The following is a 22217-nucleotide window of genomic DNA, read 5'->3' as shown; positions in this document are numbered from 1 at the left end:
CCCGTTCGGCTGGTCAATTCCGTTGCCGCCAGTGGTCAATTCGTATTGCCGCTGGTGGTCAAGGGGCTGCCGCCACTGGTCATTTTCGTTGGCCGCCGATGGGCAATTTCAAACTGCCATTGACAGCCCCGGCACCGCCAAGCGAGCAAGGTTTTTGGGCTACCTCGGCGGCTGGCCCCGGGACACAGGAAGTCACCATGGAGCTGCTCAGCGGTGACTGGGAGCTGGTGATCATGAATGCCGATGCCAGTGACGGGGTCTCGGCGAATGTCCAGGCTGCCTTCAATTCCACGCTGCTGGGACAGCTCCCGCGTGGGCTGTGGCTCAGCGGAGTCATCGCGCTGCTCATCGGCGCCGGATTGATCACCTTTGGCGCAATCCTTCTTGGCAGGGACAGGCCGGCACTATCCTGGCGGGCCGACGTCGCGATGCCGGCGCAGACAGGCAGGCATTATCCTGCTCGGCTTGAGGGACATCTGGATGCACCGTTGTCTCGCGGGTTATGGCTGGTCAAATGGCTCTTAGCCATCCCGCACTTCTTCATCCTGTTTTTCCTGTGGTTTGCACTGCTCTTCACCACGATCATTTCCGGCTTCGCCATCTTGTTCACCGGACGATACCCGCGGCCGCTTTTCGACTTTGCGGTCGGGGTGCTGCGCTGGAGCTGGCGGGTCGCCTTCTACTCCTACTCGGCCCTGGCCACCGATAGGTACCCGCCGTTCACCCTCGCGTCCACCGATTATCCGGCCGACTTTGACGTCGATTACCCCCAGCGGCTTTCCCGCGGACTGGTCTTGGTCAAATGGTGGTTGTTGGCCATCCCCCATCTGATCATCGTCTCGGTCTTCACCGGCACGGTGTGGTCGTGGTGGGACCAAAACGACACCGGCATGTCTCGGATCACCACCAACGACTTCTCGCAGTGGGAGGATTCAGGTACGTGGACATCGGATGTCGGACAGGCTGCCGGTTTTTCGCTGCTGGGCATCCTGGTGCTCATCGCCGCCCTCATGCTTCTGTTCACCGGCTGCTACCAGCGTTCCCTCTTCGACCTGGTCATGGGCATCAACCGGTGGATCTACCGGGTTTCCGCCTACACCCTGCTCCTGCGCGATGAATACCCACCGTTCCGGCTGGACCAAGGTCCCGGGGACCCTGGCTCGGAAGAGCTCCGCACCGGCTCATACGCTCCCCCGCCATACGACGCATCGAGCCAACCCATGGAGTAGCGCTTCCGTTACCGGCAGCGGTTGGCAGCGAGCCAGCTTCCGAAGTCCGGTGCACACCGTTCATCGCGTGCCTTGAATGCCTTGAATGCCTTGAACGTACGGCAACGAAAATCGGTGGCTTCAGCAAGACCCCCAACGCCAACCGGGATACCTGCCGGCTTTCGCCATGGCATCCTGGGCGGAAGAACGCCGAACGGGAAGATGGCTCCCACCCACGGTTTTCCCGGTTCCTGCGAACGTCCTACTGCGGGGGCGAAGCATGGGACACCGTCGAGGTTGATGTGCTCCGGGGAACTGATCCGTATCCGCTAGCCGTCCGGATCCTCGCGGTCAGCACCGCGTTTCCTGCGACGCTTGGCCTCTTCATCCAAGGAAATGGCCAGGGCCACACCGACTCCGCCACCGATCGCTATGCCCACGCCGATGTTGTCCATTGCTATCCCCAGCGCGATTCCAATTCCGATGCCAAGGGCAAAGCCGATGCCCCACTGCCCGGAAACCTTCCGGCTGCGGCTATCCCCGCTTTTCTTCTTGCGTGCCATGCCTCACCGTACCACCTTGCGTTTTCACGCCAGGGAGCTGCCCGGAACAACACCGGAGGCCCTTCGCGCCATCCGGAATCGACCACTCACGATTCGTACAAGCCACGGATCGGATCCGTGGAAGAAGGAATGAGGCCCCTGACCCGCGTTGGCTCCGGATTCAAATCCCCGGAGGCATTTTTCAGCCCTATGGTGCATTCCTTCATGGCCAGAAGCCCATGTCTCCGGGCGCAGAAAAGGCCCCCTGGGTAAGTGCAGGAGGCCTCGTGTGCAGGTGCCTCTAGCTGGCTTCGAGAACGGTCCAGCAGCGCTCTTCGCGGTCCCAGCGGACCGAGGAATCACGGACCTTGCGCAGTTCCTTGAGCACATCACGGTTAATGGCCAGGTGGCCCTTGTCGGTCGTGTAGACCCATTCCTCGCCAAAGGCCTGGGCAATGCGCGGCACGACGGCTTCCTGGTGAACGGTCTTCTCTTCGTGGATCAGGTCAAGGACCCACTGGGCAATTTCTGGTGCATTGGTCATTGAACAAGGGTACGTGTGCTCAAGGGCCCCCGCACACCACCGCGCTCTTTTCCGGCGTTGGCCAGCCGTGCCGGTGCGAGCACAGGTGAAATGATGCAGGTCACTTGCGTCCCGGTGACCGTCCCTGCAGCAATGCCGTTTCCGGTGTTAGGCGCTGCCGACCCATTGAACCTCGCCGTCGGCGAAGAACTGTTCCTTCCATACCGGAACGTGGGCCTTGACGGTTTCCACCAGGTCGGAGCACGCGGCAAAGGCTTCCGCACGGTGTGCCGAGGCCGCTGCAGCCACCAAGGCAGGATCCCCGATGTGCAGCTCCCCCACCCGGTGCGCGGCCCAAACCCTGGTGCCGGGGTGCCGTTCGGCTACCTCGGTGACCAGTTCGACCATGCGGGCCGGTGCGCTGGGGTGGGCGCTGTAGTTCAGTTGCGTCACCGCGCGCCCAGAATCGTGGTCGCGCACGATCCCGCCGAAGGTGACAACCGCACCGGTATGCGCCGATTCCACGGCGTTCCATGCGGTCTCCACCTCGAGCTGGGTGTCGCTGATACCGGCGAAGATGACCTCGCCGGGCCCCTCGTTGGCGCTAGTGGTGGGCATGGGAGCCTTCAAGCTGCTCGCAGATGTGGGTCAACAGCGGGGTCAGCACGCTGAGCCCGTCCATGACACCGGACGGGGATCCCGGCAGGTTCACGATGAACGTCGCCCCGGTGACACCGGCATGCCCTCGGCTCAACGCTGCCATCGGGGTGTTTTCCCGGCCCGCTGCACGCAGCGCCTCCATGATCCCGGGCACGGTGAAGTTCAGCAGCTTCTCGGTTTCTTCCGGAGTGGTGTCATCCGGGCTCAACCCGGTTCCGCCGGAAGTGATGATGACGCTCGGCTTGGCCAGCAGCATCCCGGTCAGCGCGGCACCGACGGCCGGGCCATCGGGCACAATGACCGGTTCCATGACGTCGAAGTTCTGTTCCTGGAGCCAATCGGAAATGATCGGTGCGCTGGCATCCTCGTAGATCCCCAGTGCCGCACGGGTGGAAGAGATCAGGATGGCCGCCTTGCGCGGGGCTCCCAGTGGTTCACAGGCGCTCATGCTTGTATTTCTCCTTCGGGGTTCGGGTGTCGTTGCGGGGCAATGTCCCAGGAACCGGACTTGCCTCCCGACTTCGCCAGCACGCGCATATCGGTGATGCTTGCGTGCTTGTCGACGGCCTTGATCATGTCATACAGAGCCAGCGACGCAGTGGACACCGCGGTCAGCGCCTCCATCTCGACCCCGGTCACCCCGCGGGTCTTCACGGTGGCCTCGATGCGCACGGCGTTAGCTGCATCCAGGTCGAAGTCGATGACGACCTTGGAGATGGGCAACGGGTGGCACAGCGGGATCAGCTCGGAGGTCTTCTTGGCCCCCATGATCCCGGCGATGCGGGCCACGGCGAGCGCGTCGCCCTTGGGCATCCCGGCGGTGTTGATCAGCGCCATCACCTCTTCGGTGGTGTGCACGTACGCCTCGGCGGTGGCCTGCCGGCTGGTTTCGGCCTTGTCGGAAACATCAACCATGTGCGCGCTTCCGTCTTCACGCACGTGCGAAAGCTTTCCTGGGGTCGTTTCCTGGCTCATGCGCCATCTCCAATGATCAGGACGTTGACACGGGTTCCCGAGTCAAGGTGGGTGGTGTTCTCGTCAATGAGGATGAATGCGTTGCTCGCGGCCAAGGCGGCGAGCAGGTGGGAGGATGCCCCGCCCATCGGGGTGAAGGCCCCGTCGGTGAAGGTGCCGCGGCGCACCTGCATCTTGCCCGGCATCGATTCCATGTCCTCGGTGAGGGTGGCTATGGCTACGGTGCGCGCGGGGAGCCCAAGTGCGGTTGCCAGCACCGGGCGGATGAACATCTCGAAGCTGACGAAGGCGCTGACCGGGTTTCCCGGCAGCGCCATGAAGGTCACCGGATCGCAGCCGGGCAGTGAAAGCATTCCCGCCCCTTGTGGTCCGCCTGGCTGCATGGCCACCGAACCGAACGCGACACCGTAGTTAGCCAGCACCTCCTTGACCACGTCGAAGGCACCCTTGGAGATGCCCCCGCTGCTGATCACCAACGGATAGGGGTGTTCGGCTGCATTCAATGCCTCGCGCATCGAGGTGGTGAAGGTGGCAGGAGAATCATCCAGGACACCCACGGTGTCCACCTGGCAGCCCGCAGCGCGCAGGGCGGTGCGCAACAGCGTGGTGTTGGCATCGTGGATCTGCCCCGGGGCGAGCTCTGTGCCGGGGGCCACCAGCTCGTCCCCGGTGGAGAGCAGCAACACCCGTGGCTTGGCAATGACCTGCACCTGGGCAATGCCAAGTCCGGCAACAATGCCCAAGGCAGTGGGCCCCATGACGGTTCCTGCCTCAAGGGCCACCGCACCTTCGTCGATGTCGCTGCCCCGGGTGCGCACATAGCTTCCCTCCGCGGCGCCGGTGCCAAGCACAACGGTGAAACCCTGTGCCAATTCGGATTCAAGGGGGAAACGGTCGGGGACGGCAGCCTCGATGGGGATCACGGTATTGGCTCCTGCAGGCATCGGGGCACCGGTCATGATCGGCGCTGCCGTGCCTCGTTCCAAGGCGTGGGCCGCTTGGCCGGCGGCAATGGTTTCCACCACTGACAGAGGGATGACCCCCAAGTCATCCGCGTGGACGGCGTAGCCGTCCATCTGCGAGTTGTCCCAAGGTGGTAGCGCCCGCGGAGCCACCAGGTCCTGTGCCAGCCTGCGTCTGAGGGCACCATCCAGATCAATGGTTTCGACGCCCAGGTCGCGCAACGCGACGCCCAGCATTTCTTCAATGGCTTCACGATGTTCCGGGACACTTCGGCGAAAGGGTGCTTCCATGCACTCCATCCTATGTGCGCACTCCCACGTCCGTGCCAAATGGCCGCGGCATGGGGGGACAACGAATCGCTGTTGGCTTAGCACCGAGGCAACCCACGAGACTTTGGGTTGCTGCCCAGGCGTCGTTCGTTGGCGATTCGGAACCGGGTTTAGAACAATGCCATCGCCCGTCCCACCACGGCGAGCGCGATGATCACAACGAATACGATCCCGATGCCTATCAACCAAGGAATCGGGCGGTTCATGTGCGAGGTACCTTCATCGTGGCCTTGATCCCCGGCCACGCTACCTTCGCCGGGCGGTGTTTCACCCGGGGGCACACCACCCCCGGGCTCAAGACCGGTGATGTTCTCTTCCTCGGGATCCGGGTTCTGGCTGGTCATCATGCGCTCCTGAACTTTAATTCTTCCTATTGACTGGCACCGCTAAGCTCCGCAACACTGCGGAGCCCTTGCGCACCCGGCGTCCGTGGATGCAGTGGTTCCGCAGGGCCGAAAACAACCGCTGGGCGATTGTGCCCCACGTTACACCAGCGGCGCGTTGCCGCATGAGGTCGGTGCTGTGATTTCCGGCATAGCACGCGATCGTCGGCACTCTGCTCTGGCCGAACCGGGTATGGAAGCACCGGGCAAGGACGCCCTGCCCGGTGTTGACGTCAATGCCGGGGACCACCGATGCTGGCCCGGTAGGTTTCGGCCAAGGCATCGGCGAGGGAGGGCAGCAACACCTCGGGGACCACTACATACTCCTCCGCATCAAGTAAGCCGTCCGCGATCCAACGCATGACGGCTCGCCTCAAGGCACCGGAGAGAACTTCGGCCAGGGGTTCGAACATGAATCGCCCCTCATAGGTTCCCTCAAGTACGTAGCTCGTCTCCAGCGGCTCAACCGTTGCTCCATCGAGCAGCAGCGTTCCCGCTTCGGCACTATGCCAATGCACCTCCCCGTTGCTGTTCGATATCACCCCGGCGAGCACCTTGTAGGCGGTGGTGGCCATCGATCGGACCGCCGTGGCACTCGTCTTCGGTTCCCCGGCCAGGAATGCCAGGCCACGTTCGGTGGGGCGGATTCGCGTGCTGGTCAATTCGATGAGCCCGGAATACCTCAGCATTTGCCAATACAGGTCCAGCTGCGGCGCCTCCGACATCGAGCGCACTTCGAACCTTCCCGCGGCTTCAGGCTCCCAGAAGTCCGGGGCGGAACCCGTGGCCACGCCGACCGCATCTTCTCCCAGGCTCGCCGCCGCAGCTTGGATGTCCTTGCGGCGCAGCACCCCGCGTCCGGTGACTTCCTTGCTCTTGCCAATCCAGCTCAAAAAGCTCCTGGCCTTCTCCGTCAGCGGCAGGGCCTCCATGGCCGTCAACGTCTCGTCTTCGCCCAAACTCGAGGAATACAGGACCGCGGGGCGAACCTCGGTCCATCCCTGGACAAGGTCTTGGGGTTCCGGGTCATCATCCTCATCGGTTGCCAGGTCGTAGACCTGTTCATAAGAGTCGTCGCTGCCTGAAAACAATTGCGACTCGTCCAAGAACTCCATGAAACGACCCAGCCCGGCCCTCGTCTCCGCATGGGATTGCGGAAATTGGTCCTCCAACATGCCCAGTACGCCGCGCACAGTGTCCACGGATGGGTTTGTGGCATCAAATGCCCGATCCCGCGCTGCGCAATTGGCCAGCAGGAAGGCCAGCTCATTCATCGCCGCATTGGGATCGAACTGTGGATCGGTGACTTCCAGCCAGTTCCGGAAGTTATGGCGCATCGCGAAGAAATCCTCTTGTACCCTCAATACGGCCGGAGGCAGGGCCGCGGCCTCCGCGGGCGGAGCACCGTCACTATCACCAGCGTCTTGGCGCTGGCCGTGGTTGCGGTTCATGCGAAGTGGTCCTTCAATTCTCGCCGGAAGGAAGCTTGGGGGCAGGACCTGGGCCGAGATGCTCGTGACCAGACAGGGCCTTGGCACCCCATTCGGAAAGCATACCCGCGCGCAGCAGTGCATCTACGAGTTCACATCTTTCGGACGGGCGCGTGCTGGTGAACTCCCGAAGGAAGACGGAAAGTTCCTTAGGCCAGCGCGCGGAGCCCGGTTCATCCCATTCCTTGAATACGTGAAGAAAATGCATAAAAATACCGCAAATACTCAACGAAAAGCGCTCAGATGTTGCATTGGCGTAGCTGGCACACCAACTGTGTCCGCCAAGGGCCAAGCCGCACACGAAGCCAAAGCCCCACCCGTGGTCTACGCTCGATATATGGCGACGAACAGTTCTCAACCCAGCACCACCGTCAGCCTGCCCATGCCCACGATCCTCACTCCGGCCCCGGCCGATTCCCCGGGCCTCAGTGACAAGTTCGGGCGGCAGGCCACCGACCTGCGCATCTCATTGATCGATAAGTGCAATCTGCGCTGCACCTACTGCATGCCCGCCGACGGACTTGCCTGGCTTCCCAAGTCCAAGTTGCTGACCCTTGAGGAAATCGCCCGGATTGTGCGCATCGGCGTCACCGACCTGGGCATACGCGAACTGCGCCTGACCGGTGGCGAGCCCTTGGTACGCGTGGACCTCGCCCAGATCATTGCCGCCGTCCGCGCCGAACACCCAGACCTTCCCATCTCGCTGACCACCAACGGGGTAGGGCTGGCCAAGAAAGCCGAACTCCTCGCCGAGGCTGGACTCACCCGCATCAATGTCTCCCTGGATACGATCCATGCCGAGACCTTTGCCAAGCTCACCCGCCGCGACCACATCGACTCGGTGTTCGCCGGGATCGATGCCGCGCTGGCAGCAAACCTGGCCCCGGTGAAGATCAATGCGGTACTCATGCGCGGGATCAACGACGAGCAATCGCCCGAGCTGCTCGCCTGGGCCCTGGAACGCGGCCTGGAACTACGCTTCATCGAACAGATGCCCTTAGATGCCGATGAAGTGTGGCGCGAAGAGAACATGGTCACCGCCGCCATGCTGCGTGACTACTTGGAAACCCGCTTCGTGCTCTCGCCCGACACCAAACCGCGCGACGGTGCCCCGGCGGAACGTTTCAGGGTCTCCAGCAAGGAGGACCCGGACACCATCCTTGGCACAGTAGGCATCATTGCCTCGGTGTCCGAACCCTTCTGCGCCGACTGCCTGCGCACCCGCATCACCGCCGAGGGCAAGGTGATGAGCTGTTTGTTCTCCCGCGAGGAAACCGACCTCACCGCCTTGTTGCGCGACGGATCGGATGACAAGGCGATCGCCGAGCGCTGGCGCGCTGCGATGTGGGGCAAGCCCAAGGCACACGGCATGGACCATACCGGGCTGGGCTCGAAGGATTTTGTCCGGTCTGACCGCTCCATGAGCGCGATCGGAGGATAGTGGACATTCGATACTTTGCCGCTGCCGCACAGGCCGCCGGCACGACCGAGGAACACCTCGATCCCCGTGACATTGCTGGCTCCGAGGGTACGGAAACCACCTTGGGCGCGGTGCTCGAACACTTGGCCAGGAACATCCCTGCAGCAGCGCCGGTGTTCGATGGTCCCTTGATGCGCAAGACCACCTCGCTGGCCACGGTCCTGGGTCGCTGCAGCTTCCTTCTCAACGGTGTCAGCGAACAAGACTCCTCGGCCATCATGCGTTCCGGAGACACCCTCGACGTGCTTCCGCCCTTCGCCGGCGGCTAGGTGAAAACACAGAGCCAGGTTCCTCCCCCACACAAGCCCCGTGCCATTCGGCGTCTGCCTTGGCATTGAGCAGAATCCCGCTTCTGACTGCCCCATGACTTCGGCTCTCAGGGGTGGCGCTGCTTGGTGTCGCCTAAACGGCCCTCCGCGCTTCTCGTGATACTTTGAGAGGCATTTTCGCAATCACCCCATTCCCGGCCTGACCGACGCTTTGGCCTTCGCTCTGGCTTGTACAGCCACTCGAAGGCAGACTGTGGATATGGGCAATCTAACTGGCGCAGGCGATCCCCGAGGTACTTCTGCGCATCCGGAAACAGCCCTCGCGCACACCTCCGCAACGGCCGCCGAGATCATGAGCTCACCGGTATTCACGGTTTCCCCAAGCACCTCTATCGAGGAAATCGCCGGGATCCTGGGCAACCGCCGCATTAGTGCGGTGCCGGTTTTGGATGAATCGGGGCATGTGGTGGGCTTGGTCAGCGAATACGATGTACTCGCCAAACCCGGACACACTGCCGCCGAGGTGATGAGCTGCGCTGTCATCAGCGTTTCCGCCGATACGCCTGTATCCGATATCCGGGCCCTCCTGGTGGACCAACGGATGGGACGGCTACCGGTGATTGAAAAGGGGCGGCTCGTGGGGATCGTCAGCCGCCGCGATGTCGTGGCCTTGCTGACCACCGAATGGGCGTGCGGAAAGTGCGGCCAACCGGCCCGCGGCTACGAACCTCCCGAAAACTGCCCGACGTGCGGAAGCACCGGTGATTTCACGCTTCAGGAGCAATACCCCGGCCCCTAGCATTCACGCTGGACCTGCATGGAGAAAAGCCGCCGAAGGAGGAACGCAATGGTCGATCAAACGGAACAGCAAGAGTCCGGTGAGGAGACACCGGAAACACTCATCGGGTATTACCGGCAGATGGCCCTCATCCGCCGATTCGAGCTGACGGCCGACCAAATGTACAAGCGGGCGAAAATCGGCGGGTATTGCCACCTCAACCTGGGTGAAGAAGCCAGTGTCGTGGGGCTGATGGCTGCGCTGAAGCCGCGGGACTACCTCTTCACCAACTACCGTGACCACGGTTACGCACTGGCCCGGGGAATGGAAACCGGGGCCGTCATGGCCGAACTCTTTGGAAAGACCACCGGGGTATCCAAGGGCCGTGGTGGCTCGATGCACCTGTTCGACACCGAAACCCGCATGCTTGGCGGCTACGGAATCGTGGGAGGACAGATCCCTCCCGCTACCGGGGCTGCACTGGCCCTGACCTACCGCGGGGATCCGGGGCCCGAGGCGGAAGCGGTCATGTGCCAGCTTGGCGATGGAACCACCAACATCGGGGCTTTTCATGAATCGCTGAACCTGGCGGCGGTCTGGCACCTGCCGATCGTTTACGTCATCATCAACAACGGACTGGGCATGGCCACCACCGTCAAGGCCGCAGCCGGTGAACCCGACCTGTACAAACGCGGCTGTTCCTACCGCATCGAAGGCGAGCGCGTGGACGGCAACGACGTTGTTGCGGTGCGTAACGCGGCGACCAAGGCGTTGGACCGCGCCCGTATCGAACGGGAACCCTTCTTGTTGGAGCTGGTCAGTTCGCGCCTGCGCGGACACTCCGTCGTTGACCCCGCCCGCTACCGTTCCCGCCAAGACGTCGAAGAGGCACAGGAAGCCGATCCGGTTCCCGCCTTCCGCCGGCAGTTGCTCGAGGCGGGCTTGCTCGATGAGCCGGCAGCACAGCAGATCGACACCGAGGCCCGGGCACAGGTCGAGGCCGCCGTCACCTTCGCCGATGCCAGCGAAGATCCTACCCCCGATGAGCTCTTCGACTACGCCTACGCCACCCCCGTAGCCAATTCACCCAACACCTTGCCCGGGGAACCGGTCACCGGGAAACTGGACCCGGCGAAGAAGGAGCCACGATGAGCGCCATCACGTATCGACAGGCGCTCAATGACGCCCTACGTTCGGAGTTGCTCCGGGACGAGAATGTCATCCTGATCGGCGAGGAAATCGGTCTTTTCGAAGGGTCCTACAAGATTACGGCCGGGCTGTTGACCGAGTTCGGTCCTCGTCGCGTGCGCGATACGCCGATCGCCGAAGAGGGATTTGTCGGTGCCGCCGTCGGCGCCGCGATGCTGGGCATGCGACCGGTGGTCGAAATCATGACACTGAACTTCTCGCTGATAGCCATCGACCAGATCGTGAACCACGCTGCCAAGATCTACGGCATGTTCGGCGGGCAGGCCGCCGTGCCGCTGGTGATCCGGATGCCCGGCGGGGGCGGGCAGCAGCTTGCTGCCACCCACTCACAGAACCTGGAGGTCTGGTACGCGCACATCCCCGGGCTCAAGGTCGTGGCCCCTTCCTCGCCGGCGGACGCCAAGGCCCTTCTGGTGGCGGCCATCCGCGACGATGACCCCGTGATTTTCCTGGAGAACCTCGCGCTCTACAACACCACTGGCGAAGTGCCCGACGGGGAGCATATCGGGCAGATCGGCAAGGCCGCAGTGGCCAGGGAAGGCCGGGACATCAGCGTCATCACCTATTCGCGTGCCACCACGGTGGCCCTTGAGGTGGCTCGACAGCTGGAGGAAGAAGGAATTTCCCTGGAAGTGGTGGACTTGCGCAGCCTGCGGCCGCTGGACCGGGAAACGATATGTGCTTCGGTTCGAAAGACCAGCCGGGCGGTGGTGCTCGAGGATGACTGGCTCAGCTACGGCATTGGTGCGGAGATCTCGGCAACCCTCATGGAAGGGGCCTTCGACTACCTCGACGCACCGGTCCGGCGCGTGGCAGCCGCAGAGGTCCCGCTTCCGTACGCAAAGCCCCTCGAAGACGCCGCACTGCCGACCGCAAAGGACTTGATCCGCGTTGTCCGCGAGCTTCTCGACGCCACCAGTTTCACTCGATAGGAGATTTCGATGCCCGAGGTGAACATGCCGCGATTGTCCGACACGATGAAGGAAGGTGTCCTCAGCCGCTGGATCAAAAATGAAGGCGACCAAGTCCGTGAGGGCGATGTCATCGCCGAAATAGACACCGATAAGGCCACCATGGACCTGGAAGCCTTTGACGAGGGCGTCCTGGAGAAGCACTTGGTCGAAGAGGGCGCTACGGTACCCATCGGTGGGCCCGTCGCCATCATTGGCACCGGGGCCGGCACCGGAAGCGGGAAGGACACACCAGCAAAGGATGCCGAGGCACCGGCCACGACCCCGGTGTCCCCCGCCCCCGATACGGAACCGCACAAGGAACCCGCCACGGACCGGCAGCCGGCTTCTGCTCCTGAGACCCAGCGGCCTAACGCGGACGCGCCATCAGGGCGTCCACTCTCCTCTCCGCTGGCCCGTCGGATCGCCAAGGAGCATGGCATAGACCCTGCCGGCATCATCGGGACCGGACCCGGCGGAAGGATTGTCAGGGCGGATGTCGAATCCGCGGTGACCGCCCAGTCACAGGAACCGGTCCCGAGGCGGGATCGCGCAGCAGGGGCCCCGGACGCGGCCACCGGCGCGAGCGAAGCGGAGTCGCGGGAGATCCCGTTGACCATGATGCGCAAGGTAATGGCCCAGAGGCTCACCGAAAGCGCCGGCGCACCGCATTTCTTTTTGACCAACGTCGTGTCCGTTGACCGTTTTTTTGCCCTCCGTGCCGAGATCAACGAACGCTTCGCGGAGTCCGGGGCCAAGGTCAGTGTGACCGACATGCTCATCAAGGCCTGTGCGCTTACGCTTCAAGACCACCCACAGGTTAATTCGTCCTGGGCCGGGGACAAGATCCTGCAACACCCCCGCGCACACATCGGTGTCGCCGTGGCTCTGGATGACGGGCTGATCGTCCCTGTCGTGCGCGACGCGGCCACCAAGGGCCTTGAGGTGATCGCGGGTGAAAGCCGCTCCCTGGCGCAGAAAGCCCGGAACAACAAACTGGTGCCGGCGGAGTTCAGTGGCGGAACATTCACGCTCAGCAATTTGGGCATGTTCGGCATAGACAACTTCACCGCAGTCATCAACCCACCCGAAGCAGCCATCCTGGCCGTGGGTGCAACCACCGAGGAACCCTACGTGCGCGAAGGCCAGCTGCTCACCCGACAGGTCATGAAAATCACCCTCACCGCAGACCACAGGGTACTGGACGGCGCCGTGGCAGCGGCATTCATGCGCGACCTCAAACGCACACTTGAAGAACCGCTCAGGATCATCATCTGAAAGAACCCTCGGATAAATTCAGCTGGCTCTGCTGCTCAGTTCGCCAGGCTGCATGCCATCGCGCGAACCGCTGGGATGCAGCCCCGGGCTTCTCCATCCAAGGCCTCCGGCAGACCCCGTGGCCGAGCACTATCGCGGGTACGAGATACGTGGCTATGGTGAAAGGGAGTACTCCGGAACGGGGCGGGCGGATTGAAGCTGGCCGGCCTCGGCCGCCCAGTGGTCGCGGCCGCCTTCGGACGTGCCTGCGGAACTCCACTGCGGGCCGTGTCTATGCGGCGATTTGGCCACGGAGCAACTCCTCAGATAGAGATGAAATAGGTGAAGGAGTTTGAACATGGGTGCATCGAATCCGGTCAATGACGGCAGTTCGCCGATCCGGTTAGCCGAGATCGAAAAGGCCAGGGAGCTGCTGCACGGCGTGACGTCATGCACGCCGGTCGAGACCAGCACCTCGCTCAGTGCCATTGCCGGGGCCAAGGTGTTCCTCAAGTGTGAGAACCTCCAACGGACCGGCTCGTTCAAGCTGCGTGGCGCTTTCACACGGCTCTCGGCACTTAGCGAGGCCGATCGCGGGCGGGGCGTAATAGCTGCGAGCGCCGGCAACCATGCCCAGGGCGTGGCCTTTGCCGCACGTGAGCTCGGCATTGATTGCATCGTGTTCATGCCGGTTGGGGCCGCGCTTCCCAAGGTGAGCGCCACCCGCGGCTATGGATCCGAGGTGCGCCTGGCCGGGGAAGACCTGTCGGAGTCCATCGACCTGGCAAAGGCCGAAGCCCAGAAAAGCGGGTACATCTTCATTCCGCCCTTTGACCACCCGGATATCGTCACCGGACAGGCCACCCTGGGTATGGAAATCCTGGAACAGGTTCCGGATGTCGGGACCATCATCGTCCCCACCGGAGGCGGGGGCCTGCTCGCGGGAGTCGCAAGCGCCGTGCACCTCTCCGGGTCCAGCGCCCGGGTCATCGGGGTGCAGGCCGAGGGCGCTGCGGCGTTTCCCGCATCGTTGGCCAAGGGCGCACCGGTACGCCTGGCCAAGATGGCAACGCTTGCGGACGGGATCGCGGTGCCCGAGCCAAGCGAGCTGACTTTGGGAATCGTGCGTGATCACGTAGCCGAGATCCGCACGGTGTCAGAGGAGCAGATCGGTGAGGCAATGCTGTTTTTGAACGAGCGGGCCAAGCTGGTCGTGGAGCCCTCCGGGGCAGCAGGTGTTGCTGCCCTGCTGGCCGGCGCCGAGGGGATGCCGGAGCCGATTGTTGTCGTCCTCTCCGGGGGAAACGTGGACACCTTGGTGCTTAACCGAGTGCTGCAGCATGGCCTGGTGGCGGCAGGTCGTTTCATGCAGATGATCGTGCGTGTTCCCGACCGGCCGGGATCGCTGGTCAAGTTCCTCACCGCGCTGGCGCAAACCGAATGCAACGTGGTCAGTGTCGAGCACGAGCGAACCAGCAGCGGACTCGCGGCAACCGAGGTGCAGATCGGCGTCAAGGTCGAGACCAAGGGCCAGGAACACAAGGTGGAAATCATTTCCGAGCTTAAGCGACTCGGATACGAGGTCGCGTTTCCCGCACTTGAAAAAGCCTGACCGTGGGCCGAACATCTGGCGGAACACGGCAATGCTCAATCAGTGTCCCCGGCGTCCCACCCACAGCCCATGCACAAACGGCAACACGCAGGCGAACATCAGCACGTTGCCCAAGACCATGTCATCGGCCCGGATAATTGCACCGGCAATGAGCAATGCACCCGCGACGCCCATGGACAGCGCTCTCTGTCCCGTGCGCTGCAAGAGTGCCATCTGGCGTTCGAGGCGCGGAGTGGAAACCCTGATCGACCCGTCCTCGATCTGGGTGAGCAATCCATCAACACGTCCGGGCAGGCGCACGGCAATGGTCGCGACATCCAGTGCCTGCTTGGCTACGTCCTGGACAATGTTCCCGCGTTCGTCGCGCAGCAGCTGCGCGGCATAGGGCTCCACCGAGTCCCAGAGGTTGAACTTCTCATCCAGCGAGCTGCACACCCCTGAGACCAGCGACATGGCCCGGATGATCAACAGGAAGTTCTCCGGCAGCTGGAAGGGAAGGGATCTGACCACATCACCGAACTCGACAGCGAAGTCGCGGAACTCGCGGGGGTCCACTTCCTTCAGCTCGGCAAAACCAAGCCCGCCAAAGCGTGCAAAGAGTTGGGTCATCGCCCGCTCGAGCTCGGCGGTGTCCGCTCCTGAGATCAGCACTCCCACGTCACTGATGGCCCGGACCAGGCCTTTGCCGTCTCGTGCTGCTGCGGCGATCAGCAGCTTGCGCAAGCCGGTACGCGTGCTGGTGGGCACCTCGCCCATCATGCCGAAGTCGATGAAGGTCAGCTTCCACGGGTGTACGGAGGAGCCGTCGGTGACCGGGGTGACGAAAATGTTCCCCGGGTGCGGATCGGCGTGGAAGAACCCGTTGGTGAACATCTGGTCGAACATCACCGAGGCGAACACCGGAGCGACTTCCGCCGGGTCGATGCCCGCCGCTGCCAGTGCCTTGGCGTCGGTGATCTTGATGGCCGTGACATCCTCCAATGTCAGCACCCGACGGGTGCAGCGCTCCCAGGCAACCGAGGGCACCTCCACCCGCTCGTCCTGCGCAAAGTCGACGGCAAAGCGTTCGGAGTTCGCTGCCTCGTTGAGGTAGTCGATCTCCTCGAGACTGGTCACGGCGAATTCTTCGACCAACGCGGGCATGTCCGCTCGCTTGGAGACGATGCGCACGTGGCTGAGCCAGCCTCCGACCTTGCGCAGCGCAGCCAAGTCGACCTCGACGATCTTGTCGATTCCCGGACGCTGCACCTTGATCACCACGGTGTCCAGTCCTGTGTCTGCAGCGTCGGCCGGCAGCAACCGGGCACGGTGTGCCTGCCCCAAGGAGGCGGCCGCGATCGGGACCTCGTCAATGGAGGCAAACAACTGCTCCAACGGGGCGCCGAGCTCAGCCTCGGCCAAGGCGCGGATGGCAGGGAACGGGACAGCCGGGACCTCGTCCTGCAGACCCTCGAGTTCTGAAGTGATTTCCGGCGGAAGCACATCCAGGCGCGAGGACATGAACTGGCCGACCTTGATCATCAGCCCGCCCAGCTCCAGGGCGAGCGCATGGAAGCGCTGGGCAAAGCGACGCATCCGCCTGGTCCGGGTCGCCTCGGCGATCTTCACCAGACCGATGCGGGGCAGGGCGAGTTCAAAGAACCAGATGATCGCGAGGTAATACGCGGCGAAACGCAGGATGCGCCGATAGCGGGCTCGGGTGTTCCCCGCGCCGGCTACCGGATCAGCACGGTCCCGGCGAACCGATGCCACTCCCCCTAGCCCTGGGCGAGGATCGAGTACAGGCGGCGGCGTGCCTCATCAAGAATGGTCACGGCCTCCTTGACTTGTTCTTGGGACCCGCTGCGGCCGACCTGCGCGGCTGCCTGCGCCAGCTCGACGCCTGCCTTGGGCAACGCCGCGAAGCGGGAACCGGTTTCGGGCGCGGTCGGCGCCCAAGGTGTCGAGGCACCGGAAGCTTCCACTTCCTCGCGGCCGGCATCGGTCAGCGAGTAGATCTTGCGTCCCTCGGACTCCTCGGTACTGACGAAACCCTCGTCTGCGAGCAGCTGCAAGGTGGGGTAGACCGAACCGGGGCTGGGCTTCCAGCTGCCCTCGGTGCGCTCTTCGATTTCACGGATGATCTGGTAGCCGTGCATCGGACGCTCCGCCAGCAAGGACAGCACGGCCGAGCGAACCTCACCGCGGCCGGCGCGGGTTGCCGAGGGCTTTTCGAAGCGTGAACGGAGCTCGTCCATTGCTTCTTGCAGTCGGCCTTCGAAGTTGGCACCGGGGAATCCGCCGGTCGGGTATGAATTGCGCATGGTGTTCTCCTTGGAGCTATCGCGAACGATATATAACGATAGTCAACGATACATCTTCCGATATGCATAGAACAATAGTGCCGCAGCCCGAATGCGGACGCCGCAAAGTGCACGGCAACCCGGGTGGAGCAGGTCGCTTGATGCAATTCAGGCCTCGTTGCCACGGCCTGCTCGCGGAAGAACGAGTCGTGGAAACCCCCGGCCAAGAACCGTATCCGGGTAGGTGACAACCGGGGACCCTGGCGACCCACGCGTGTATGGTTCACTTATCGGCGGGTTCTGAACAGCTCCGGTTTCCGCATCATGGTGGCTGTACGGATTCATCTGCCATGACAGGGGCTCCTCGGCGAGCCTGAGCCGATGGTGACCTAAGATCTTATCGAAGGAGGAAGACATGGCAACCGAGCCAACGTTCCTCGTTCTCGGCGCCGGACAAGCCGGTGGTACCGCTATCCAGAAACTGCGTGACGAAGGATTCGAGGGGCGGATCGTGCTCGTGGGAGCCGAACACCACCTTCCTTATGAGCGTCCTCCTTTGTCAAAGTCCTACCTGAAAGACGAGGGCTGGCTCTCCCATAAATCGCTGCGCGGCCAACAATGGTACGACACGCAGAATGTCGAACTCCGCCTCGGGACCCGGGCCATCTCGATGCGAAGCGCAGATCACCAAGTAACGCTCGACGATGAGTCGACGCTGCACTACGACAAGCTCCTGATCGCCACCGGTTCCAAAGCCCGCCGGTTAAACGTGACCGGCGCTGAACTGTCCGGTGTGCACTACCTACGAACCCTGGAAGACTCCACGGCATTGGGTGCAACCTTGAACGAGGCACCGAATGTGGTCGTGGTCGGTGCGAGCTGGATCGGGCTTGAAGCTGCCGCGGCTGCGCGCCAGAAGGGGTGCCGGGTCACCGTGATCGGTCCAGGCACGGTCCCCCTCCAAGCTTCCATGGGTACGCGCATCGGAGGATATTATGCAGAGCTGCATCAAGGCCATGGGGTCGATTTCCAACTCGGCCGACACGTGGTCGGGTTCCAGGGAACCGAGAAGGTCACCTCGGTCATTGCCGATGATGGAACCACATTTTCTGCCGACCTGGTGATCGCCGGGGTCGGCGTGGAACCCGAATCCGGATTCGTCGAAGAGCGGTTCCTTTCCGAGGACGGCGGTATCCTGGTCGACCCGCAGATGAGGACCGAGGATCCGGACGTTTTTGCAGCCGGCGACATCGCCAGCGTGGCCAACCCGCTCTACGGTCGACGGTTGCGTGTCGAGCACTGGAACAATGCGCTCATGGAAGGAAAAATCGCAGCACAGTCGATGCTGGGGTTGCCCTCGAGATTCGATCCGGCGCCATTCTTCTTCAGCGACCAGTACGACTGCGCAATGGAGTACGCCGGCTGGGTGGACGCCCGAACCGCCGAGGATCCGGTGATCCGCGGCGACCTGGCCGCGCATAAGTTCCATGCATTCTGGGTCGTTGACATCGTGGTTGTCGCCGGCATGCACGTCAACGCCTGGGATGAGGGCCTCGTCCCGGTCCAGGAATTGATCCGCGCCCGAACCAGGGTGGATCCCGCAGCGCTTTCCGACACGACGGCGCCACTTGCGCGGCTGGTGGAGACCCCGGAGGCGTAGCCAATTCTTGGCCTCTGGTCAGATCAATCCGGGCCCCGGATTGAGAGCGTGGAGACATTGTCGCGAAGCAGTTATTTGCGGCGCAGAGACGGCCAAAAAAACCGATGGGCTATGCTCAAGGCAGGTGACACAGACTTGGCTCGGAGGCAGGCATGAGGCGAAAAACGTCATTGACGGCGTTGGCACGACACGAGTTGGAACATGCAATGACAGCCGCCAGCGGCCGCAGTGCAGCCACGGTGCACGGCGGACACGACCGGATGCTGCGCCAAACCGTCATTGGGATACGAGCGGGCGAATCACTGAAGGTCGGCGAAAGCCCAGGCGAAGCCACACTGCAGGTACTGACCGGGAGGGTCATCTTGCACTCCGGCGGACGGCACTCATCAGGCTGGGTCGGTGACCTGCTGATCGTTCCCGATGCTCCGCACTCCCTTGAAGCGGTGGAGAACTCTGCGGTCCTGCTCACCGTGGCGAAAAGGATGCCTGCACTGCCCGATCTCGTCCACGCTGTCGCCTCGGATGCCGGCTTGCAGTAAATCGTTGGGACATTGAACCGATCTTCGGCTGCACGGCCGGAACGTTGATCCCCTGGCATTTGCCCCGGCAAACGGGGCCGGTCTTGCCATGGCGTCCACACCGCGTTCCTTGACCAGGAACCCTCCGCCGCCTCTTCGAACCGAACAGGCTCGGTGATCCGTAGTTGCGCGGATCTACTCCAGGGGCAAGCGGTAGCTGCAACTGGCCAAAAATAGCCGCGGTGAACAAGCGAAAGCGCCAAGATACCTCGATCGATTCGAAAACCGGTTCGTTGCCGGTCTACCTACAGCATCGAGGGATGTTCGGCTCCCGCAGCCGCGCTTCGACCGGCGCCCGGAAACGCCATGCCACGAAATGCTCGATCCCCGTCAGTTCCAAACCGGGTGCAGGTAATGGCCCCAAGGCAAACGAGCCCCCTGATCGGCAGCTGCTGCCACGGTGCGAGCATACGGCCGCGAACCCTCGTGAGACGAAGGCCGCCCACCGGGACCACCTCCCACGCCATGGACCGCGCGGCCAGGAGTCCCCTATGGCTCGAGCCCTGAAAACAATGTTGACTTGCGAGCAAGCATTCCAAGCAGACTTGATCAAGGTCAAGGTCACGCAAATGCTTCGAGGCTAGCCTGAGGGCAATGGACATGGACACCGATGTCCAACCCGCCTCCTCTGTAGGCACCGCGCCAACAAGAGCGAATACAAAGGAAGTCAACACGATGAGCACCGCCAACACCACCACACACACTCTCCTGCGCGCCGAAGGATTCTCCTGCCCCTCCTGCGTGAACAAGATCGAAAAGCAGGTCGGCCGGATGAAGGGTGTGGAGAAAGTCAAGGTCCACTTTGCCTCCGCCCGTGTCGAAGTCGACCATGACCAGGCCACGGCCTCCGTCGATGACATCATCGCCGTCATCGCCAAGGCAGGCTACAAGGCCGCTGCTTCGGCCTTCTGATTCCCTTCCCGCTTAGCCCGCAAGCCAAGAATCAAGGGCCTTGCACGGCCATCTCCGGGGCGATCAACCCATGGGGCCGGCCGGCCCTCACCAAGCCTTCTTTGTTTTTTAGAAAGGTCGCACCCCCCAGTGAACAAGTTCCAGAAGTGGGTTCACGGCGCCTGGTCCATCCCCCTGGTCTCCGGCATCCTCATCCTCGTTTCCTTCGGCCTGAAGCATCTAGCAGACGGCGGCTGGAACCGGACCCTCAGCGCACAGTGGTGGATCGATGCCGGTGAACATGCCACCAGCACCGCAAACGTCTTCACCCTCGCGGATGCTTTCATGGTCGCCGCGGCCGTGATAGCCGGATACAAGATCGTGATTAGCGGGATCCGAGCCCTGACCGGCAAGATCATCGGTATCGACCTGCTTGTTTCGATCGCCGCGATCGGCGCCGTCATCATCGGCAACTTCTGGGAGGCCGCCGCCGTCACCTTCCTGTTCTCGATCGGCCACGCCCTCGAGGCAGCCACCATGAACAAGACACGTTCCGCCCTGGCCGAGCTGGTCGCCGTCGCCCCGGACGTAGCCATCGTGCTGCGCGAGGGCGAGCAGAAGGAAATTCCGGCCCACCTGGTGAGGATGGGCGAGATCGTGCTGGTGAAGAACGGCGCGAAGGTTCCCGTGGACGGACAAATCGTCGCCGGCACCGGCGCCATCGACGAAGCCTCCATCACCGGGGAGTCCATCCCGGTGGAGAAATCCAAGTCGGACCCGGTCTTCGCCGGCACCGTCTCGCGCGGCGGCTTCCTGCAGGTCCTGGCAACGGGCATCGGCTCGGACACCACGCTGGCCCGCATCATCCACCGCGTGGAGGAGGCCCAGGATGCCAAGGCCAAGACCCAGGCCTTCATGGACCGCTTCTCCAAGTGGTATACCCCCGGCGTCATGGTCCTGGCGGTTCTCACCGGACTCATCACCGGTGACGTGGTGCTGGCCCTGACGCTGTTGGTCATCGGTTGCCCCGGCGCCCTGGTGATCTCCATCCCCATCGCCATTGTTGCCGGGATCGGCCGCGCGGCCCGCAACGGCATCCTCATCAAGGGTGGCGAGTACCTGGAGACCTCCGCGAAGATCTCGGCGGTGGCCGTGGACAAGACCGGCACCCTCACTGAAGGCCGCCCGCAGCTTACCGACGTCGTGGTGCTTGACGCTACATTGGACCGCACCGAGGTGCTGCGCTGGGCCGCAGCCGCCGAGGCCGGATCCGAGCACCCGCTCGCCCGGACCATCATGGATTCCGCATACGAGGCGGGCGTGGGCCCCCAAGGCATCCCCGGCGAAGTCATCCCGGTACCCGGCAAGGGCATCGTCTCCGATGTGGCCGGCCAACGGGTTCTGATCGGCAACCCTGCCCTGCTGCTCCAATACGGCATCACCAACGACGCCGGAGCCACGGGAGCCGCCCATGAGCTTGCCTCCGCGGGCAAAACCCCGATGATCGTCGCCGTCGACGGAAAGGTGATCGGAGTCGTTGCCGTGGCGGACAAGATCCGCGAGGACGCACCGGAGATGGTCGCCCGGCTGCACGCGGCCGGCGTCACCAAGGTCGTCATGCTCACCGGTGACACGCGTCTGGTGGCCGAATCCATCGGCAAGGCGACCGGTATCGATGAGATCCATGCCTCCATGCTTCCGGAGGACAAGCTCAACGCCGTGGCACAGCTGCAGCGCGAAGGCCACACGGTCGCGATGGTCGGTGACGGCGTGAACGATGCCCCTGCCCTGGCGATCGCAGATATCGGCGTGGCCATGGGCGCGGCCGGTTCGGCAGTGGCCGTGGAAACCGCGGACATCGCCTTGATGGGTGACAACCTCCTGAAGCTGCCCGAATCCATCAGCCTAGCCAAGCGCACCGTGAACGTGATGAAGCAGAACATCGCCATCTCATTGATCACCGTGGTGCTGCTGGTGGTGGGTGTCTTTGCCGGAGGGGTGACCATGTCTCTGGGCATGCTCGTCCATGAGGGTTCCGTGCTGGTGGTCATCCTCAACGCCATGCGGTTGCTGCGAAACGCCCAGGGCGAAACGACCATGTCGAAGTCCCAGCGCACCCCGGCAAAGCGCGAGACCGCCGAGGTCATGGGCGGCTAGGTACACGGACAACGGAAAGGG

General features: G+C 63.1%; 22 protein-coding genes. 12 read left to right on the top strand and 10 right to left on the bottom strand.

Annotation, left to right across the window (positions count from 1 at the left end):
• The first annotated feature begins 197 nt into the window (after positions 1 to 197).
• Positions 198 to 1229, top strand: coding sequence for a DUF4389 domain-containing protein (locus tag ABEA12_RS16080; protein ID WP_345468945.1), 1032 nt, complete (start codon positions 198 to 200; stop codon positions 1227 to 1229).
• 308 nt (positions 1230 to 1537) lie between these two features.
• Here the strand turns inward: ABEA12_RS16080 and ABEA12_RS16075 are convergent, their stop codons facing one another.
• From ABEA12_RS16075 to ABEA12_RS16040, 8 genes are all read right to left on the bottom strand, one after another.
• Entirely contained in the window at positions 1538 to 1771 is a 234-nt protein-coding gene (locus tag ABEA12_RS16075) for a hypothetical protein (RefSeq protein WP_210101363.1), read from the bottom strand.
• 280 nt (positions 1772 to 2051) lie between these two features.
• Complete coding sequence (locus ABEA12_RS16070; RefSeq protein WP_210101364.1) at positions 2052 to 2294, bottom strand: DUF6953 family protein; 243 nt, start codon at positions 2292 to 2294, stop codon at positions 2052 to 2054.
• A 147-nt stretch (positions 2295 to 2441) separates the two neighbouring features.
• Positions 2442 to 2891 carry a molybdenum cofactor biosynthesis protein MoaE gene (locus tag ABEA12_RS16065; RefSeq protein WP_210101365.1) on the bottom strand — a complete coding sequence of 150 codons (450 nt, stop codon included), beginning with the start codon at positions 2889 to 2891 and terminating at the stop codon, positions 2442 to 2444.
• Positions 2878 to 3381, bottom strand: coding sequence for a MogA/MoaB family molybdenum cofactor biosynthesis protein (locus tag ABEA12_RS16060; RefSeq protein WP_210101366.1), 504 nt, complete (start codon positions 3379 to 3381; stop codon positions 2878 to 2880). Before ABEA12_RS16060 ends, ABEA12_RS16065 begins: the two co-directional genes overlap by 14 nt.
• Positions 3378 to 3908, bottom strand: a complete 531-nt coding sequence (gene moaC / locus ABEA12_RS16055; protein ID WP_210101367.1) for a cyclic pyranopterin monophosphate synthase MoaC — start codon at positions 3906 to 3908, stop codon at positions 3378 to 3380. The genes ABEA12_RS16060 and moaC overlap by 4 nt, the downstream gene beginning before the upstream one ends.
• Positions 3905 to 5161: a molybdopterin molybdotransferase MoeA gene (locus tag ABEA12_RS16050; RefSeq protein ID WP_210101368.1), complete on the bottom strand. Its 1257-nt coding sequence runs from the start codon at positions 5159 to 5161 to the stop codon at positions 3905 to 3907. Before ABEA12_RS16050 ends, moaC begins: the two co-directional genes overlap by 4 nt.
• Before the next feature lie 149 nt (positions 5162 to 5310).
• Complete coding sequence (locus ABEA12_RS16045) at positions 5311 to 5544, bottom strand: DUF6480 family protein (protein WP_210102610.1); 234 nt, start codon at positions 5542 to 5544, stop codon at positions 5311 to 5313.
• Between the two features lie 272 nt (positions 5545 to 5816).
• The gene (locus tag ABEA12_RS16040; protein WP_210101369.1) at positions 5817 to 7034 is read right to left on the bottom strand and encodes a hypothetical protein; all 1218 of its coding nucleotides are present in this window, start codon (positions 7032 to 7034) and stop codon (positions 5817 to 5819) included.
• Between the two features lie 421 nt (positions 7035 to 7455).
• Here ABEA12_RS16040 and moaA point away from each other — a divergent pair, with 421 nt between their 5' ends.
• From moaA to ilvA, 7 genes are all read left to right on the top strand, one after another.
• On the top strand, positions 7456 to 8514 hold the full coding sequence (moaA, locus tag ABEA12_RS16035) for a GTP 3',8-cyclase MoaA (protein WP_210102611.1): 1059 nt from the start codon (positions 7456 to 7458) through the stop codon (positions 8512 to 8514).
• On the top strand, positions 8514 to 8822 hold the full coding sequence (locus ABEA12_RS16030; protein WP_210101370.1) for a MoaD/ThiS family protein: 309 nt from the start codon (positions 8514 to 8516) through the stop codon (positions 8820 to 8822). The genes moaA and ABEA12_RS16030 overlap by 1 nt, the downstream gene beginning before the upstream one ends.
• Before the next feature lie 259 nt (positions 8823 to 9081).
• Entirely contained in the window at positions 9082 to 9621 is a 540-nt protein-coding gene (locus tag ABEA12_RS16025) for a CBS domain-containing protein (RefSeq protein WP_210101371.1), read from the top strand.
• A 48-nt stretch (positions 9622 to 9669) separates the two neighbouring features.
• Positions 9670 to 10752 (top strand): pyruvate dehydrogenase (acetyl-transferring) E1 component subunit alpha, encoded by a 1083-nt coding sequence (gene pdhA / locus ABEA12_RS16020; protein WP_210101372.1) that lies wholly within the window; start codon positions 9670 to 9672, stop codon positions 10750 to 10752.
• Positions 10749 to 11741 carry an alpha-ketoacid dehydrogenase subunit beta gene (locus ABEA12_RS16015; RefSeq protein ID WP_210101373.1) on the top strand — a complete coding sequence of 331 codons (993 nt, stop codon included), beginning with the start codon at positions 10749 to 10751 and terminating at the stop codon, positions 11739 to 11741. Before pdhA ends, ABEA12_RS16015 begins: the two co-directional genes overlap by 4 nt.
• Positions 11742 to 11750: 9 nt before the next feature.
• The gene (locus ABEA12_RS16010; protein ID WP_210101374.1) at positions 11751 to 13037 is read left to right on the top strand and encodes a dihydrolipoamide acetyltransferase family protein; all 1287 of its coding nucleotides are present in this window, start codon (positions 11751 to 11753) and stop codon (positions 13035 to 13037) included.
• A gap of 337 nt (positions 13038 to 13374) precedes the next feature.
• Positions 13375 to 14628, top strand: coding sequence for a threonine ammonia-lyase (gene ilvA, locus ABEA12_RS16005; protein ID WP_210101375.1), 1254 nt, complete (start codon positions 13375 to 13377; stop codon positions 14626 to 14628).
• A gap of 39 nt (positions 14629 to 14667) precedes the next feature.
• On the opposite strand, the gene ABEA12_RS16000 is transcribed toward ilvA, so the two are convergent.
• Both ABEA12_RS16000 and ABEA12_RS15995 read right to left on the bottom strand, forming a co-directional pair.
• On the bottom strand, positions 14668 to 16380 hold the full coding sequence (locus ABEA12_RS16000) for an ABC1 kinase family protein (protein WP_210101376.1): 1713 nt from the start codon (positions 16378 to 16380) through the stop codon (positions 14668 to 14670).
• A gap of 5 nt (positions 16381 to 16385) precedes the next feature.
• Complete coding sequence (locus tag ABEA12_RS15995; protein ID WP_210101377.1) at positions 16386 to 16931, bottom strand: PadR family transcriptional regulator; 546 nt, start codon at positions 16929 to 16931, stop codon at positions 16386 to 16388.
• 394 nt (positions 16932 to 17325) lie between these two features.
• On the opposite strand from ABEA12_RS15995, the gene ABEA12_RS15990 reads away from it, so the two are divergent.
• The 4 genes from ABEA12_RS15990 (at position 17326) to ABEA12_RS15975 (ending at position 22196) form a co-directional block, all read left to right on the top strand.
• Complete coding sequence (locus tag ABEA12_RS15990) at positions 17326 to 18570, top strand: NAD(P)/FAD-dependent oxidoreductase (RefSeq protein WP_210101378.1); 1245 nt, start codon at positions 17326 to 17328, stop codon at positions 18568 to 18570.
• A gap of 206 nt (positions 18571 to 18776) precedes the next feature.
• A complete protein-coding gene (locus ABEA12_RS15985) occupies positions 18777 to 19109 on the top strand; it encodes a cupin domain-containing protein (RefSeq protein WP_345468938.1) in 333 nt (110 codons plus the stop codon).
• A 714-nt stretch (positions 19110 to 19823) separates the two neighbouring features.
• Positions 19824 to 20060, top strand: coding sequence for a heavy-metal-associated domain-containing protein (locus ABEA12_RS15980; protein WP_210101380.1), 237 nt, complete (start codon positions 19824 to 19826; stop codon positions 20058 to 20060).
• 129 nt (positions 20061 to 20189) lie between these two features.
• A complete protein-coding gene (locus ABEA12_RS15975) occupies positions 20190 to 22196 on the top strand; it encodes a heavy metal translocating P-type ATPase (RefSeq protein ID WP_210101381.1) in 2007 nt (668 codons plus the stop codon).
• Positions 22197 to 22217 lie beyond the last annotated feature (21 nt).

Origin of the sequence: Paeniglutamicibacter antarcticus, from assembly GCF_039544305.1 — a bacterium.
Lineage (GTDB): Bacteria > Actinomycetota > Actinomycetes > Actinomycetales > Micrococcaceae > Paeniglutamicibacter > Paeniglutamicibacter antarcticus_C.
The sequence above is the reverse complement of the archived record's forward strand: the minus strand, read 5'-3'. Positions and strand labels throughout refer to the sequence as shown.

Coding starts and splice junctions, on each gene's coding strand:
- ABEA12_RS16080 (WP_345468945.1), top strand. CDS start 198: ATGGAGCTGCTCAGCGGTGACTGGGAGCTGGTGATCATGAATGCCGAT.
- ABEA12_RS16075 (WP_210101363.1), bottom strand. CDS start 1,771: ATGGCACGCAAGAAGAAAAGCGGGGATAGCCGCAGCCGGAAGGTTTCC.
- ABEA12_RS16070 (WP_210101364.1), bottom strand. CDS start 2,294: ATGACCAATGCACCAGAAATTGCCCAGTGGGTCCTTGACCTGATCCAC.
- ABEA12_RS16065 (WP_210101365.1), bottom strand. CDS start 2,891: ATGCCCACCACTAGCGCCAACGAGGGGCCCGGCGAGGTCATCTTCGCC.
- ABEA12_RS16060 (WP_210101366.1), bottom strand. CDS start 3,381: ATGAGCGCCTGTGAACCACTGGGAGCCCCGCGCAAGGCGGCCATCCTG.
- moaC (WP_210101367.1), bottom strand. CDS start 3,908: ATGAGCCAGGAAACGACCCCAGGAAAGCTTTCGCACGTGCGTGAAGAC.
- ABEA12_RS16050 (WP_210101368.1), bottom strand. CDS start 5,161: ATGGAAGCACCCTTTCGCCGAAGTGTCCCGGAACATCGTGAAGCCATT.
- ABEA12_RS16045 (WP_210102610.1), bottom strand. CDS start 5,544: ATGACCAGCCAGAACCCGGATCCCGAGGAAGAGAACATCACCGGTCTT.
- ABEA12_RS16040 (WP_210101369.1), bottom strand. CDS start 7,034: ATGAACCGCAACCACGGCCAGCGCCAAGACGCTGGTGATAGTGACGGT.
- moaA (WP_210102611.1), top strand. CDS start 7,456: ATGCCCACGATCCTCACTCCGGCCCCGGCCGATTCCCCGGGCCTCAGT.
- ABEA12_RS16025 (WP_210101371.1), top strand. CDS start 9,082: ATGGGCAATCTAACTGGCGCAGGCGATCCCCGAGGTACTTCTGCGCAT.
- pdhA (WP_210101372.1), top strand. CDS start 9,670: ATGGTCGATCAAACGGAACAGCAAGAGTCCGGTGAGGAGACACCGGAA.
- ABEA12_RS16015 (WP_210101373.1), top strand. CDS start 10,749: ATGAGCGCCATCACGTATCGACAGGCGCTCAATGACGCCCTACGTTCG.
- ABEA12_RS16010 (WP_210101374.1), top strand. CDS start 11,751: ATGCCCGAGGTGAACATGCCGCGATTGTCCGACACGATGAAGGAAGGT.
- ilvA (WP_210101375.1), top strand. CDS start 13,375: ATGGGTGCATCGAATCCGGTCAATGACGGCAGTTCGCCGATCCGGTTA.
- ABEA12_RS15995 (WP_210101377.1), bottom strand. CDS start 16,931: ATGCGCAATTCATACCCGACCGGCGGATTCCCCGGTGCCAACTTCGAA.
- ABEA12_RS15990 (WP_210101378.1), top strand. CDS start 17,326: ATGGCAACCGAGCCAACGTTCCTCGTTCTCGGCGCCGGACAAGCCGGT.
- ABEA12_RS15985 (WP_345468938.1), top strand. CDS start 18,777: ATGACAGCCGCCAGCGGCCGCAGTGCAGCCACGGTGCACGGCGGACAC.
- ABEA12_RS15980 (WP_210101380.1), top strand. CDS start 19,824: ATGAGCACCGCCAACACCACCACACACACTCTCCTGCGCGCCGAAGGA.